Raw genomic sequence first — 15,458 nt, 5'->3', positions numbered from 1 at the left:
AAGGAGCTCAAAGCACCGTTTTGCAAGAGCCACTTTCGCTGCTGCTAATATACATCTGGATGCTTGGATCAAACACAAATCCTTTAGTATTCTGAGTCTATTGCAATAGTACAAGAACTTTTCAAACAGCATTTAAAAATCTTTGAATTTCAAAGGTTTATTTGCTGTCCCAAAAAATCTGGGCTCAAAATTACACAACTATTAATTTCTCAAGGTACAATGCTTTTTCTACAAATAGCTCCATTTCACAAAGAAAATGGAGTGAAGTATTGGTTTTTCTCGAAATTACCAATTACTTTTCGAGAGTATTCTATAAATAATCTGCACTACAAATTCCTGTTTGTCATTAAAATATTACTCCGCACTATACTTTTTTCTACGCGCAATGCGTCATACACCCCCTACAGCTCCGCGCTAAACATATAAGCGGTGCTGTATTTGTCGCAACCATCAAGAAATACTTCCGCAGTCCAATATTTATCCGGGTACGGAATGTTTACGCCTTGCCCAAGCATAATGTTTCTGGTGACATCATACATGGCATCGCTGTCGTATCCCTCGCGTTTGTGCATAGCGTCCATATCGCCTGAGAAAGTGACATACGCAAACTGGGAAAAGAATGGCGGGCCTGCCTTGCCATCATTATGCGGCACGAAGTCGAAATAGAGAAATCCTTCCGGCACAGGGGTATCCGCCTTCATAAACCTCCCCCAAAAACCATGCCACGGACCAACATCCACGCATAACCCGTAATGGTGCATAAACAAAATATCATAGTCAAAGTCCGATTTATACTCATCCATGGCGTCCAGAGTGCGGAAAAGTTTATTGCGAACCTCCATATTGTCTAAGTCAGCGTCTTCCCGCCCGATAAAGCGCATTGCGGACATTTTTTTGTATTCAAAGCTGTCCACCCTGAAGCCCTTTTGCTGCCTCGCTGCCATATCAGGCATGAACAACGCCCACTGTACCCCTGCATCGCAGTCTTTCAAATAATTGATATACCCAAATATATCTACGTAATTAACGCCGGCAGGACCTGTTTTATTTCCTGCAATTTGCTCCCGTACGCCGCGCTCCCGCATGGCAGAAAAATCAGCAAACACCCTGGCAACCGTCTCACGCAGCCGCTCATCATGCGATATGCCCGACAACTCATCGTCAAATCTGTCCAATGCCTTGAACACCGCTGCATTAACCACCCCGGACAGCTCTAATTCTGACAAGTAGGCCCGAAGCTGTGCGTTCTGTTCTTTAAACCTCGCAAACACGCCCTGCATTAAAATTTGCTCGTTTTCGGCGAGTTTTTCGTCACTCCATTGGGAATCGTCCAGCACCCATTCGGTCAACGCATCAAAAACGCCCGGATTTTGCCCCCTTGCTTTAGCCGCCCAGCTGACAATCCTTTTATATTTCTCGGCATCCGTCAGTTTTTCACCCTTTTGCCCTTCGATATCGCTCCAATAAAACTCATCAATCAGTTTACGTGACATTTCAAATCCTCCTTGAATGGTAATGTTAATGGAAAGCGGATGAAACAGCTTAATCTTTCCCCGCTGCACTTTCGAGGGCGGAACGCCGTGAAACCGCGTAAATGCCTTGGAAAAGCTCTCTTGCGTATCGTATTGGTACCGCATGGCTATATCAATTATTTTGCTGTTTTGTTGTAATAAATCTTGTGCGGCTAAACTCAGTCGCCTATTACGGATGTACTCGCCTATGGTCATGCCCATCACCACATGAAAAATAAGCTGGAAATGCGAACTTGACGTATAAGCTTGGCTCGATATTTCGTCTATGTTAATATTGTCGGTTAAGTGCTCTTCGATATAATGTATTGCCTTCGACAGGCATTGTATCCAGTTCACAGGGCACCTCCTTTCAAGGAATATTTTACAATAGCATGACCCTGAGAGTCATGTCTTAGAATACGATGTCTTGTCATCCGATAATATAAATGATCTGTAGTTCTAAAGCTACTCGACAAATTCCTGTTTGCCGTTATCATATCATATATTGCCACTTTCTTCCACTAACTTTATACAAGCATTTCCATACTGATAATCGGTTGTCTAAAAGATTAGTAAAATAAACAAGGACAGCCCATCAGTCCCATGAAACCACATGAAGCTGTGAACTGTCCTCCCTATCGTATTTTATAAATCCATTCCCGCCTGTTACCGGCTGACTAATCCACTTTATTTTTCTCGGTTATTTTCTTCAGCTTTTCGGACATTTTGTTCATATCCAGCTGCTCCAGCTTCACACCTTCTCCGCTCGCATCGAACAGTTTTTCATCACGGTCTGCATACTTGAATTCATAGGTCATGGTGGAAATAAGTTTTCCTTTTTCATAGCTTTCTTCTTTCGCCGGGAATCCTGTGGCTTCATCTATGTATACACAGGTTGTATTTCCTTCCTGTTCGTTACCGCATAAAATTTTTTTCAAGGTTTTACCGTCGGAAGTTACAGTGCCCTTATCCGTCCAGAACGATGCATCCTCATACATCGCTTTGCAGCCGGAAAAAGTATCGTATTTTTTCAGGTCACCGGCATCGGTATCCGCCGCTTCCGAAATGAGTTCAATCCGCCTGAAAATGGACTTTATCCTGACAATCACCTCTCTGATTTCAAACGGCTTTGTTATATAATCATCCGCGCCAAGCTCCATCCCCAGTATTTTATCAATGGTATCCGATTTAGCCGTAAGCATGATAATCGGTATGATATAATCCGCAGATATTTTCTTGCATACTTCAAAGCCGTCCATATCAGGAAGCATTAAATCAAGCAGGACCAGGTCAGGCATGAATTCCCTCACAAGACATAAGCCTTTTTCACCGCAGCCGGCAGCTTTTGTAATAAAACCCTCTTTTTCAAGATAGTAAGAAATCAAATCTGAGATAGCTTCTTCATCTTCAATTATCAGTATCTTTTTGCTCTTCAATAGTATTCCTCCTGCGCCTTATGCATTACATGCCATTTAATTATATCACTCGAATATTTCAATAATCCTGCAAACTTGTAACCAATTTGTAAAATGTATTAAAGTCCTCATTTTCTACAAAACCGGACATATTTTCAAAATAATATAAATAAGGTATATTGATTTTTATGAAAAGTAATAATTGGCGGTTTCTTTGACCAGAATATATGTAGTCATTTATTGTCAGCATTTTAACGTTAATAGTATTCTCCATAGACTGCCTCCTTTATTGTTTTCTGTTCCTGATACGATGAAACGCCGTCCTTTTTGTTGGACGGCGGAGTGGCTCCTCTCGTATTTGGATTTTGGGGTAAAAAAATAACCCCTTGATTTAAGGGGAATTCCAACTATTACTTAAATAAATATAGTGTGCTTTTCAATGGGATTCTTACTCTATTTGTGCAATTGCGCTTCGCCCTGATATAAATTAATTCTTGCATCAGAACCATTTTGTTCTCGACCTCTCAATGCAATACTTTATAGTTTTCCTCGGTTTAGTCAACATGATATTGCTCTTCTGCTGCTTTTATCAATGTATTGTTATTTTTCCATACGAGTTTTTGACTAACCATGGAGTTTGCATCTGCTTTTTGATGATTTAACAAGTAACCATCATGCACATCAAATTCTGAAAGCAGCTCTTCACATTTTACTTTATCAAAATCCTTGGCAGAATCATCCCAGACATATAGAGAATAACTATTATTAAAAGTACCTGGTTCCTCCAAAAATCTAATATCTGCATAACCATCCATATTGACATCTAAAATCTTAATAACCTCATCAAATTGTCCATAAGTAGATAATGTCAGAAGATTTTCAAGTTTCTCATTTTTTAAAGTAAAATGATATTGATATTCCTTGTCGCGGCTTAATTCAGCAGAATATTTTATTCCGTTTATACCTTGAATAATATCATAACCCGCCTTTTCAAACTCATTTTTATTATAGGAAATGGTTTCATTAACAGTGGTTATATTAGAGTTCGCACATTCTATTTTTTGATTATGTACCTCATAATACTCTGAAGGATAATTTTTTAATAGATAAACTTCATTAACATCAGATTCAATTAAATAGCATGCCTCCTTATAGGAAACTACATATTTCGTCTGATCCCCTTGTGATGCAATGTATAGACTGATAATTCCAGAATTATCGGTTACATTATTATAAATATTTATTTTTTCATAATTAGGGTACCTACCACTTAAGTATGCTACGATACTATTCGTATCGTGGAGCTCTTTTTTTTCCATTTTGCGAACTGTGATGGTCATATAGGTTTTTGTCCAAGAATATCCTTCACCTTTATCAATTTCACATTTAAATGTTTCAATATTATTACTGCTTGAATCAGAGACTATATGGTAAGAGCCAATATTAAACGACAGTTCTTCATATTGTACATTCTTATGGGTTTCATCGTCATATGTTTTAACATAATTAGATGAACTGCAGGTTGAGGCATTGGTTTGACTACTAGGTTGACTACTAATTAAACTACTGGCTTGACTGCTAGTTGAGCCGCTGGTCCGACTACTGTTTTGACTGCTAAATGAATTTAGTTGTCTATTTGTTTCTTCATTAGTACAGCCAGCTAACATTAGTACAGCCATAATAATTAATCCTAGAGTTGTTCTTTTCATTTTCGTCACACTTCCTTACTAAGTCACATTATTTTAGGCCCATCATAACTTTATATATTTTTGCTGCACTTTTCCCCCTTGCATCAGATGAGTCTGCCTTAGGTTTTTCATATTCCTTACATACTATCCAACCCGCATAATAAGCAGCATCATCTTTTTTACTATATTTAGATAACCAATTGTTATAAACAGAATGGTACCCTCCATTTAATTCTTTAACAACCATCTTATTCTCTGCTCGACGACATTCTTGTGCTTTTGGATAATATTCTGATTTTATATTACCATGTGCATCATACTCCAGTCCACACTCTTCAATGTAACACTTAATTAAATCCATTGTACGTGAACCAGTCCATTGACAAGCACCGAGACCATAACATCTTGTGGTAAAACCCTACTTTTTCTCCTCAGAACCACATCTCGTCATCAGAATCAGAATTCACGGCTTTCACCCGTTAGATTTAGCCCATGCTGAGCGTACGCAATGGATCTGACCGGTATAAATATCAGTCGGATCCATTAACATTTCACATGACAAAATTATTTAAAATTAATTTTTAACTACAACATCATCAAATTCAGCATCGCATGTGGATCTAAGGCCAATTTTGCCCGATGCAAGCTGATTCACACTATTTGTCCGGTTTATCAATGGATATCCGTCCACATAAGCTCTTATATTATTCCCCGCTATAATAACCTTAAGATTGTACCACGTGTTTGTATCTACTGCCGTCAATATTTTAGACTTCTTCCGGTATATTCTACAATCAGATCCCTAAAATACAGCGTAACATAACTGTTCATAATTTACACCTGACTCTTCCAAGTTATCCGATAAATATTTTAAAGTGAATTAATTATTTATACTGCTCTTTTACCTCAACTAAAACTCCAAGCGCTTTTGATGTATCAAAATATTCATACGCTTCATAGCCCTTTTCGTGTTTAAAAAGTGAATCAAACCCTGCATTTTTCATAGTTTCTTCGTCAGCTTCCAAAGGTCCGTCCGACAGCAAACAAATTGAGCAGATTGACGTGCCATGTTCTTTTAACCAAGCTGCCCATGGGTCATTATTTCCCAGAGGCTGAATAATTTCAAACCAGAAATTATCGCTGAAAACACTATCTACCTTCATTGGGGTATCAGTGATGCCGGCACCTTTATACTTCATAAAAGGTGTTCTTACCTCTTTATGCTCTGTATTCTGTTCCGCAGGTTCTTTCCCTGTGCCCAGCAAAGTTTTATATGCAGAAACTGTTTTTTCCAAATCGTCTGTTACGACAATAACCTTAACTATATTCGTTGATGATAATGCCATTTTTTTCTCCCCTGTATTATCTATTAATCTCTATTTGTTTATCTGTTGGTGAAACCGCCGTCGGCAATAATTTCAGCACCTGTCACATAAGAAGATTCGTCGGACGCTAAGAACAATGCAACCGCCGCAATCTCGCCGGGCTTTCCGATATGCCCTATGGGAAGTTGCGAAACTATATTGTTTCTCAGTTCGTCATCACCGTGCACAAAATCTGTAAATGCCTGAGTTTCAGTTGGACCGGGGCTTATAGCATTTGCTCTGATACCCTTTTCTGCAAGCTCTCCTGTGAAGGAACGTGCCATGGACCTGACCGCTGCTTTCGCCGCATTATAGACGATGGCGTTTTTCCCGCCCTGAAAACCTGCAATTGATGATATCAGAACAATTGAAGATTTATCAGACATAAAAGGAATTAACTTCTGCACCGTGAAAAAAGCTGAAAAAACATTAAGGTCCATTGTCAAATGAAACTCCTCAGGTGTGATTTCTGGAATCGGGTTTTGCGGTCCGTTACCAACGATTGGTAACACCGCCTTTAATTTGCGCCCTGTCCTTTTAACAGATTCCGCTATTTTCTCCAAATCCTTTACATTTGTTGCGTCAACTTTTAGAATGTCAACAACCTTACTGTTTCCCTCATATACTTTTTTTGCGGTTTCAACATCAAAATCAGCCACAATCAAATCAGCACCTTCTCTTATGAAGCGTTCTGCGATTGCTCTTCCGATTCCATTGGCCGCACCCGTGACAACGCACAATTCTTTATCCAATAATTTACTCATAAAATTCCACCTAAACCTTTCATTCGCTACTCTGTAAAATCACATAAAACTAACCGGATTTATGATCCTCATAATGTTTCTCCCTGATAATTGAAATCAAGTTGTCGTCTGATTTCATCCATAATTTTCATCACAGATAATGTGTCCTCCCAGGACATAACTGAAGATTCAACCTTGCCTTCTAAAAGACACCTTTGCACCTCAGCAGCTTCAAAATGCATTCCAAAAAGCCCGTCGCGACCACCTTCATAATTTTCATGCGTTTTTGAAACATACTCAAATGTTGAACCGTCATTATAAAAGACAGTGAAGTCTGACGGCCTGTAAAATTGCCTTTTTATTTCTATTCTCCCTTTTGTTCCGCAGATTGCAGCGGTGACAGGAGATGACGCGAGGGAGCCAAAAGCTAACATCGCAAGTGCACCTTTGCCATTTTCATATTTTAAAATGGCAGCATCATTTGAATCCACACCTGTTGGCGTTGCAGAACCGGCAGCGATTATTCCCGTTGGGTTTCCAAGCAAAAACTGCACGAATGAAATTGGATATACGCCCAAGTCTAAAAGAGCTCCGCCTGCAAGCTCAGGTGCATATAAGCGATGTTTGGGGTCAAAAGGAAAGCAAACCCCATGGTCAGCAATTATCTGCACAATGTCCCCTATTTCGCCCCTGTCAATCAACTCTTTTACCTTGATGATATGCGGCAGAAATCGTGTCCAATACGCCTCCATAACAAATAGATTTTTCTCTTTTGCCAAATCTAAAATTTCTTTCGCCTGCTTGTAATTTTGTGTAAATGCCTTCTCAACCAAGATAGGCTTATTGTGCTGCAAGCACTTCATCGCCCACTCATGGTGCTGTGCATGTGGAGTTGCAACATAAATCACATCAATGTCAGGATCTTTCATAAGCTCTTCGTAAGAACCATACGCTTTTTTTATTGACGGAAACTCACTCCTAAATGCCTGCGCCTTTTTTAAATCACGTGAACCAACAGCAGCGATGTTTCCGCCGGCTTTGATCACCTGTGCGGAAAAACAGCCTGCAATCCAGCCAGAACCAAGGATACCCCATCTATGCGTATCAGGCATTTTTTCATCCAGCCAGACAGGATAAGACCTGCCCGGTAAAAATTCTTTTTTTACATTTTCCATAACTTTACATGAACCCTTCTGAAATCAAACTTCTCTTTCGCCAAGCGACCAATTTTCAGCACTGTTTTCAACAAGACAAACTAAAATATCATCGCACCTGATTCCAATGTCAACAAGCCTTTTCGTCAGTTCCTTATATGTTTTTTTCTTTTGCTCAAGTGAAAACATATTAACCATTGTAATCCTAATGATTATCAAATCGTGTCTGTCGCGATTGCCATAGGTTGGCGAAAAAATAATCTCCCCTTCATCATGCGGTCTAAACACTTGGAAAAGATCAGTTGTATCCATACCCAGACCTGCAACCAGCGAATTATGAATTGCACTTGATATTTCTTTTCCTTTATCCTTAAACACTGATCTTTTTAAGTCAACTTGAATCAACGGCATAATTATCTCCTTCTTTTCACTATTATTCTGCTCTTGTTTCAATTATTTCAGAGCACCCGCACTCATGCCTTTTTCAAAATTCTTCTGCATGAACAAATAAACAATAATCTCAGGAACTGCAGTGAGCACAGCTGCCGCCAATATCTTCGTCTGGTCATTTGTAAACTCACCCTGGAAGTATTGTGGAAGCAGCGTTACAGTCTGCATATCCGGGCTTTGCAGGAACAGAAGTGGCATGAGATATGCATTCCATGAGTTGATGAGTGTCAAAACAATAATTGATGATGCAATTGGCTTTGTAAGCGGAAGGATGACATACCAAAACGTCAAAAAAATACCTGCACCGTCAATTCTTGCTGCCTCCATTAACTCATTAGGAATTCCGTTGTCAAAATTTCTGGTAAGCAGAATTGTAAATGGCAGCTGCAATGCTGCAATAGGTAAAATTACAGCCAGGAAGGTGTTAAATAGATGCAGCTTTTGGAATGTTACAAACAAAGGAGACAACAAAATTACTTCAGGTAAAGTTAACGCAATAAGAATCAACCAAAAGAACACTTCCTTTCCAAATATCTGTAATTTTGCAAACCCAAAGCCGGCTGTCATACTGAATATATAAACCAACAAAATTACGCCGGATGATATGATGAATGAATTTCTAAAATAGATTGGAACTACACCTGTGTCCCAAACCACCTTATAATTTAATAACCCTGTTCCACCGAGAGAGCCAAGAAACATTTGAACAAGTGGAATCGCATAAGGTATGGTTAGTATCAGTAGAATGATTTGCAAAATGACTTTACTTTTTAAGGTTCTAATTTCAAACATTTTATTTCTCGTCTCCTTTATTAACCTTATTTATAAGTATTGCACCGCAGAATGCGAGTACAAGGAGCATTACTGATATTGCAGCTGCATAGCCAAGATGCGATTGCCTTATTCCCTGCCTGTAAATATATGTGCCTAAAAATTCTGTTGCGTGATTTGGCCCGCCAGTCGTAATCAGATAAGGAATATCAAATGTTTTCAAAGCACCTATGATCCCAAGCATTGCAAGAGAAACTGTCGTGCCTTTGCAGTTTGGCAATACAATGCTCAATAAAGTTCTAAAGTTTCCTGCTCCATCCAGGCGCGACGCCTCAAGCATTTCTTTATCTATTTGGCTCATTGCCGCATAATATAGAATGAAACTCATTCCTGTGTACTCCCAAATCGCAACAATCATGAGAATGAAAAGTGCCGAATTGGGTTTTGCCAACCAATCAACAGTTATGCCTAAATGAAGTATGTCAAATATATCCTGCAGAATTCCCTGAGGAGAGAACAACAATCTAAACACTGGCGCCATAGTCGCAGGTGCCAGGATTGTTGGTATAAAAATCAAGCACTTATGCAATGTAGCAAGCTTTACTTTTGTGTGCAAAATTGCGGCAAATATAAAACCTAAAAAGTTTTGAATCAAAAATGTAAAAATGAAATAAACAATTGTGTTTTGTATAGCTTTCCAAAAAACCCAGTCAGAAAAAAGTGCCTTGGTATAATTATTTATCCCCACTTCTGTCTGAATTGGATCAAGCCCATTCCAATCTAAAGTAGACAGCTTGAATGTATAAAATATTGAATAATATATAATACCTGCAATAAAAACAAATGCTGGAAGAATCCACGGAAATCCGTTCATTTTATTGGATTTCAGTGTTTTATCCTTTTTCATGTTATTCATGTTTATACTTCTCCTCAACACTAAATGATAGGGGCACTAGAAAAAATATGCCCCTATAAAAAATACTATCTCTTACTTACTATCAGCTTGAGTCTCTGCAAGTTGAGCAGCACCATCTTTAGGAGTGATAGTTCCTCCTGCCACGCCAGCCAATACATCCATCATTTTTTGGTTCATATCTGCATTTATTTCTGCAAAACGAGGGTTATCGCCACTTTCCATTGATTTTTCAATATATTTTTTGATTACTTCGTTTTGTTTCTCAGGATTTACAAGCTTTACCTTGTCCCAATTCGGAGTTGCTGATTTTAGAGAAGGAACAACGTTTAAGGAATCTGCAATGATCTGTTGACCACTCTGAGAAGTTCCAAGCCAAACAGCAAATGTAGTTGCAGCCTTAACATTCTTTGATGTTGCAGACACTGCGGTTGAATAGTCTAAATCGCCAAACATGGATCCTGTTTTTCCTGTTCCGGCAATATCAGGGAAATCAATTGGAATCATTGTGAACGGCTCTTCTTTTGAAGATGCAGCCTCAATAGAAGCCTTCATGGTATCAGGCAAAGTGTTTGATGTATACCAGGACCCCATCATAACCATAGCAGCCTTTTGAGACATAAATAAATTGTTTGCTTCTGGATATTGTTTAAGGCCAAGAGCACCCTTTTGCATAATTCCGTCATCAAACAGCCCTTTCCATAGTTCTAATGCTTTGACAATTGAGTCATCAGTCCATTCAACCTCACCTCTTGCTGCTTTTGTGAAAGTACCAGGGCTTACATTATCAGCGATTGCATGGAAAGTGTCCATGTTAAATGCACCTTGACCTGCTCCCTGTACAAAACCATCGATACCATGTTCTTTAAAAACTTTACAAGCCTCTTTCCACTCAGCTAAATTAGTGGGAACTTTTACATTATATTTATCAAAAAGATCTTTGTTAATCCAGAGATTTCCTGAATATACAGTTCCGACGCCAAGTGCTTTCAATTGACCATTGACAGTCATTGTGGTGATTGATGCCTCGTTGAGCTTGTCTTTATAATCATCGCCTAAAGCCTTTTTTACAGCATCAGTCAAGTCAATTGCCTGTCCTCCAAAAACTTTAACACCGCCATTTCCTGAACCCGCTGAAACCTCAAAAGCATCAACACCCTTGCCATTTGCTAAAGCCGGTTTGATAGCCGCATCATAATCATCTATAGATGTTTGTTTCCACGTAACTTTTATATTTGGATATTCTTTGTTAAATTCTGCAATATATTGTTCATTAGTTGGGGAACCCGGCGTCCACCCCCACCAAACTACTTCGCCTGACGTTTCAGAGGAAGTATCTTCTGTCTTTTTACTGCCGCCACATCCTGCCAGCACAGTTGTCATCATAACCATTAAAGCAACTAAGATCACTGCTAAAACTCTTGTCTTTTTCATTTTACCCTCTCCTTTTAAATTATTATTACTCACTATATATAACGCTTAGGGCGTCATTAGAGCCTTTATGTACGTGACACTATTTAAATATTCTTCATCTGTGTTAAGATGCTCTATGATAAACGGCATATTTTCATCAAAGGATAATCCTTTTTCGATTAGGTGCTTGATATTTATCCCTCCGTTTCCGGCACTGGTTTCCCTAAAAAACAGCGTATACTCGTCCTCCATTCTGACATCTTTCAGATGGCAGCTTTTTATATGCTCACCCAGTTTCTCGAAGCATTCACATATAAACTCCTCATTAAAGAAATACCTTCTTGGTGTTGTTATCCAGTTAAAAATGTCCATATGAACAGCAAATCTATCTCTGTCCACAGACTCAAGCAACTGCAGATATTCATCCGGTCCAGTCGGGAACATCCATGGCATTGACTCGATTGTAAAATACGTGTTCTTAGGATTTACCTCATCTATAATCTCCTGAATAGTCTTTACACCCAGTTTCCAGGTTTCCTTTGTAAAATTATCCTTATAAGCACCATCCCAGCGAGGGCCTCTTGCCCCTATAATATTCACACAACAGCGAGAACCTATCCTGTCAGCAAGTTCAAGCTGCCCCACGGCGTACTTGACAGCCTTTTTACGCGCATCTTCATTTAAATCCAATGTATTGCGCCAAACTCCAACCTCTGCTATCACAAGGTTGTTTTTTCTTGCTTCTTTAACATACTCGTCAATAAGCGCATCATCATTTTCGTAAGAGAGTGGGAAATTTATAGTTCCAAGTCCTAGGGTTTTATGTTTCATAGCCCATTCCTTTGGACTGCTGTGTTTTAATGGTGAAGATGTCCCAAGTCTCATATCAGCTTCATGCCTTTCTATTTATAGTTAGTGTTAATATTACTTCTTGTAACTCTCGAGAAGCTCAATTACACATTTTAGCTCCGGAGCATCAAAATAATTGTATTCGCCGCTGCCATCACCATAAACACCTCTTTGAACCAGCTTTAAACCGGCAGCTTCAGCATTAACAACAGCAGTCTTTGAATCCTTAACCTGAAATGCAACGTGGTGAATGCCCTCGCCCTTCTCCTCAAGATAGTTTCTCCATGTTGAAGGTTCCTCGTTAGGCTGAATCAGTTCAAGCTGCAGTCCCGGGCCAACGTCAAAGAAAGCCATCCAACAATATGCATTTGGAGCGGGTTCACCTTTAAACTTTGTTCCTGTAACCGCATAATCACCAATAGGTTGCGTCTCAGGTACGTCAACACCTAAAAACTCAGCCCACTTTTTCTTTGTTGCCTCCACATCTTTAACGATAAATCCCACCTGTGCTACTAAATTTGTTCCAATTACTCCTGACATTTTTTGTCTCCTTTCGTGACTTTACTCAGTCAAATATTAAACTCTATCCATATATCCACCTGGTTTTAAAGGCTCCGGCCTCTCACAGGTAGTTATCATTTTGTAAAACTCGCCATTTTCAGATGAAAGCATCATTCCCTCTATGGCTTCGGTAATGTGCATTATTAAACTGCCATTTGCTCTGTTATTCGAGTTTGTTTCTATAGCTTTCGCAAGATCAAGCACACCTAGGCCCCTTGAATAATCTTTAACTCTGGAAAATAGCTCCGGAAGCTCATAGAACCTATCTTTTCGCGCCATAGCTTCATCTGTTTTTTGATAAACTGTGTCGGTGTATTGTTCTTTCCTATACACTCTGGGAGTGCCGCCGCCAAAGTTCGGATCCGGATAGGTGAGCGTACCGCCATCTCCATAAATTTCAAACATCGGAAGGTTCGACCTGTAAATATCAAAACTTACGTTAAAATTCACAACTACACCGCTTTTTAACCTCAATATGGAAGAGTAATGAGTGGGGATCTCTATTTCAATATCAGTTCCGGCCTCTCGTCCCACATATATATGTCTGGTATCGCTGCCCTTTGCATCAAGAGCAGCAATGCTCTCTATCGGTCCTAACAGGGATACAATTGCAGAGAGATAATACGGTCCCATATCAAATAAAGGGCCGCTGTACTTCGTATAAAAAGGTGCAGGGTTGGGGTGCCAGGTTTCAACCCCGAAGGTGGCCATATTCGCCGTGACAAAGAAAGGCTTTCCTATAAGTTTGGCATCAAGATAGTATCTCATGCTCTGAAGCCCCGACGCTAAAAAGGTGTCCGGTGCACAACCAACTTTAACACCCTTTGCAGCTGCTAAATCCAATACTTCCTTTGCAGCTTTTAAATTGGGTGCAAACGGTTTCTCGCTAAAAAGATGTTTACCGGCTGTTATTATCCGCTTGCCCAACTCAACATGAAACTGTGGTGGTGTGAGATTTATTACAATCTCAACTTCATCATCATTTAACAATTCTTCAGTCGTATATGCCTTTCTTATACCAAACTCCGATGCCAGTTTTTGCGAAAGCTCTATATCTATATCTGCACAAGCGATTACTTCAAGCTTTTTGTAAAATGCTTTTATATCGGCAAGATATGTCCTGCTTATAACTCCCGATCCAAGTATACCCACTTTAAATACTCGCAAAATATTACCCCTTTCTTATAACACATAGGTTCAAATAAAATTTTTCGGTCGTAGAAAAATTTTATTACCTCTGCACGTTTCAGCGAGGCAAATGTGTCTTTCTGGACACTATGGATATGTGCTCACCGCTTGAAAACCGAAGCGGTACCCGCCACCTATATAGGCAGGGGACATTTTAGTCTCGTTATTAAACTTATATATATGCAAATATATATGTAAACCATTTTTATGTGTCTTGCAATTAATATATTATCAATTTTACATCCTGCTTACTCTTTAAAAATTCTGTAGTACCTATGCATATATTGTTATAATTATTTTTGCTGTATATATTGTACCTGTAAAAAAACATTGATATTGAAGCCCTTTGTCAACTTTGTATGCATATCCTTCTTTTAGACATATCAAATATTGCTATTTGATATCATAACTGATAGACTAATTATGTATACAAAGCTTCACCTATATAACCAATAAAGGAGATTTTTGCTTATGCATACGAAAAATTATTTCGAGAAATTGAATTTTACCAGTGGGAAGAAAATTAATGTGTCAAAGAAAATCGATATAAATTTTTCTAATACGCTGCATTGGCATCCTTTTATTGAAATACTTTTAAGCCTTTATGATAATAATGAAGTAACGATTAATTTCACCGAACATGTTCTTAAAACTAATGACCTGGTCATAATTTACCCCGGTGACTTGCATTCGCTTGGTCATGTAGCTGAAAATGCTTTTATACTCGTTCAGTTCCCTCTTGACCTACTGATGATTATGAGTGAGTTTAATAGCAATTTTTCTGTGTTTAGCCAGTACCAGTGCATTAAATATGACCCATCGAATATTGATGCCGACAGAATGATTTTTTTAATAAAAAAATTGCCCGAGCTTTATTTTTCAGACACGCTTTTTAATGAAGTTCGTATATATTCCCTTCTCCTGGAGTTTTTCGTAAAACTCGGACAATACTGCGTCAATGCCAAGAAAGAAGAATTCTCTGATGATGCAAAAACAGATTATAAGTCTACCAAGCTAATTACGGAAGCTTGCCTTTACATATCACAAAACTGTACCAAACCTCTTACACTCGACGATGTTTCTCATCACATAGGGGTCAGCAAGTCCCATTTCTCACATTTATTCAAAAAATATACCGATATGACATTTATAGATTTTCTCACTACTGAGCGTATCAAGAGAACAGAATTTTTGATTTCGAATCCAAAAGCACACATAATTGATATTGCATTTGACTCAGGATTTTCAAGCCTGTCTTCATTTAACCGTGCTTTTAAAAAAATAAAAGGGATTTCTCCCAGCGAATTTAGGGAAAGGATGACTAATAAGTAAGCGTAAAATAGCCCCCATCTAAATAATAGTTTTCCTGCCTCTAATTGAAGCTGGAAACCAAGTAGGATTTAGAACCTAGTCCCACTTTTTGGATATAAGGTTAGAT

16 protein-coding genes and 1 pseudogene are annotated in these 15,458 nt (G+C 38.8%); 1 reads left to right on the top strand and 16 read right to left on the bottom strand.

The genetic code is table 11. The features are described from left to right. Positions 1 to 401: 401 nt before the first annotated feature. From T344_RS30085 to T344_RS0123555, 16 genes and pseudogenes are all read right to left on the bottom strand, one after another. Positions 402 to 1,868, bottom strand: coding sequence for a helix-turn-helix transcriptional regulator (locus T344_RS30085; protein ID WP_051572207.1), 1,467 nt, complete (start codon positions 1,866 to 1,868; stop codon positions 402 to 404). Between the two features lie 320 nt (positions 1,869 to 2,188). Next, entirely contained in the window at positions 2,189 to 2,947 is a 759-nt protein-coding gene (locus tag T344_RS31665) for a response regulator transcription factor (RefSeq protein WP_242842134.1), read from the bottom strand. 58 nt (positions 2,948 to 3,005) lie between these two features. After that, complete coding sequence (locus tag T344_RS0123620) at positions 3,006 to 3,200, bottom strand: hypothetical protein (RefSeq protein WP_027630748.1); 195 nt, start codon at positions 3,198 to 3,200, stop codon at positions 3,006 to 3,008. A 280-nt stretch (positions 3,201 to 3,480) separates the two neighbouring features. Beyond that, complete coding sequence (locus T344_RS0123615; RefSeq protein WP_027630747.1) at positions 3,481 to 4,635, bottom strand: hypothetical protein; 1,155 nt, start codon at positions 4,633 to 4,635, stop codon at positions 3,481 to 3,483. A 28-nt stretch (positions 4,636 to 4,663) separates the two neighbouring features. Continuing rightward, positions 4,664 to 4,999 (bottom strand): annotated as a pseudogene (locus T344_RS0123610) (phage tail tip lysozyme); the annotation flags it as partial. 189 nt (positions 5,000 to 5,188) lie between these two features. Next, positions 5,189 to 5,377, bottom strand: a complete 189-nt coding sequence (locus T344_RS0123605; RefSeq protein WP_027630745.1) for a DUF6250 domain-containing protein — start codon at positions 5,375 to 5,377, stop codon at positions 5,189 to 5,191. Between the two features lie 121 nt (positions 5,378 to 5,498). Further along, positions 5,499 to 5,960, bottom strand: coding sequence for a VOC family protein (locus T344_RS0123600; protein ID WP_027630744.1), 462 nt, complete (start codon positions 5,958 to 5,960; stop codon positions 5,499 to 5,501). A gap of 38 nt (positions 5,961 to 5,998) precedes the next feature. Continuing rightward, on the bottom strand, positions 5,999 to 6,742 hold the full coding sequence (locus T344_RS0123595; RefSeq protein WP_027630743.1) for an SDR family NAD(P)-dependent oxidoreductase: 744 nt from the start codon (positions 6,740 to 6,742) through the stop codon (positions 5,999 to 6,001). 68 nt (positions 6,743 to 6,810) lie between these two features. Then, complete coding sequence (locus tag T344_RS0123590; protein ID WP_051572205.1) at positions 6,811 to 7,896, bottom strand: Gfo/Idh/MocA family protein; 1,086 nt, start codon at positions 7,894 to 7,896, stop codon at positions 6,811 to 6,813. 24 nt (positions 7,897 to 7,920) lie between these two features. After that, positions 7,921 to 8,328 (bottom strand): tautomerase family protein, encoded by a 408-nt coding sequence (locus tag T344_RS0123585; protein ID WP_154669473.1) that lies wholly within the window; start codon positions 8,326 to 8,328, stop codon positions 7,921 to 7,923. Then, positions 8,329 to 9,117 (bottom strand): carbohydrate ABC transporter permease, encoded by a 789-nt coding sequence (locus T344_RS0123580; protein WP_027630740.1) that lies wholly within the window; start codon positions 9,115 to 9,117, stop codon positions 8,329 to 8,331. Position 9,118: 1 nt separating this feature from the next. After that, on the bottom strand, positions 9,119 to 10,012 hold the full coding sequence (locus T344_RS0123575) for a carbohydrate ABC transporter permease (RefSeq protein ID WP_027630739.1): 894 nt from the start codon (positions 10,010 to 10,012) through the stop codon (positions 9,119 to 9,121). 72 nt (positions 10,013 to 10,084) lie between these two features. Then, positions 10,085 to 11,443, bottom strand: coding sequence for an ABC transporter substrate-binding protein (locus tag T344_RS29195; RefSeq protein WP_051572203.1), 1,359 nt, complete (start codon positions 11,441 to 11,443; stop codon positions 10,085 to 10,087). 45 nt (positions 11,444 to 11,488) lie between these two features. After that, positions 11,489 to 12,253: a sugar phosphate isomerase/epimerase family protein gene (locus T344_RS0123565; RefSeq protein WP_340140770.1), complete on the bottom strand. Its 765-nt coding sequence runs from the start codon at positions 12,251 to 12,253 to the stop codon at positions 11,489 to 11,491. A gap of 93 nt (positions 12,254 to 12,346) precedes the next feature. Further along, a complete protein-coding gene (locus T344_RS0123560; RefSeq protein WP_004624908.1) occupies positions 12,347 to 12,811 on the bottom strand; it encodes a VOC family protein in 465 nt (154 codons plus the stop codon). Positions 12,812 to 12,847: 36 nt separating this feature from the next. After that, complete coding sequence (locus tag T344_RS0123555; RefSeq protein WP_027630737.1) at positions 12,848 to 13,999, bottom strand: Gfo/Idh/MocA family protein; 1,152 nt, start codon at positions 13,997 to 13,999, stop codon at positions 12,848 to 12,850. A 492-nt stretch (positions 14,000 to 14,491) separates the two neighbouring features. On the opposite strand from T344_RS0123555, the gene T344_RS30080 reads away from it, so the two are divergent. Further along, the gene (locus T344_RS30080) at positions 14,492 to 15,352 is read left to right on the top strand and encodes an AraC family transcriptional regulator (protein WP_051572201.1); all 861 of its coding nucleotides are present in this window, start codon (positions 14,492 to 14,494) and stop codon (positions 15,350 to 15,352) included. Positions 15,353 to 15,458: the final 106 nt, after the last annotated feature.

Source organism: Ruminiclostridium cellobioparum DSM 1351 = ATCC 15832 (assembly GCF_000621505.1).
GTDB classification, from domain to species: Bacteria; Bacillota; Clostridia; order Acetivibrionales; family DSM-1351; genus Ruminiclostridium; species Ruminiclostridium cellobioparum.
Note: the sequence above shows the minus strand (reverse complement) of the source record. Positions and strands in the feature narration are given on the sequence as shown.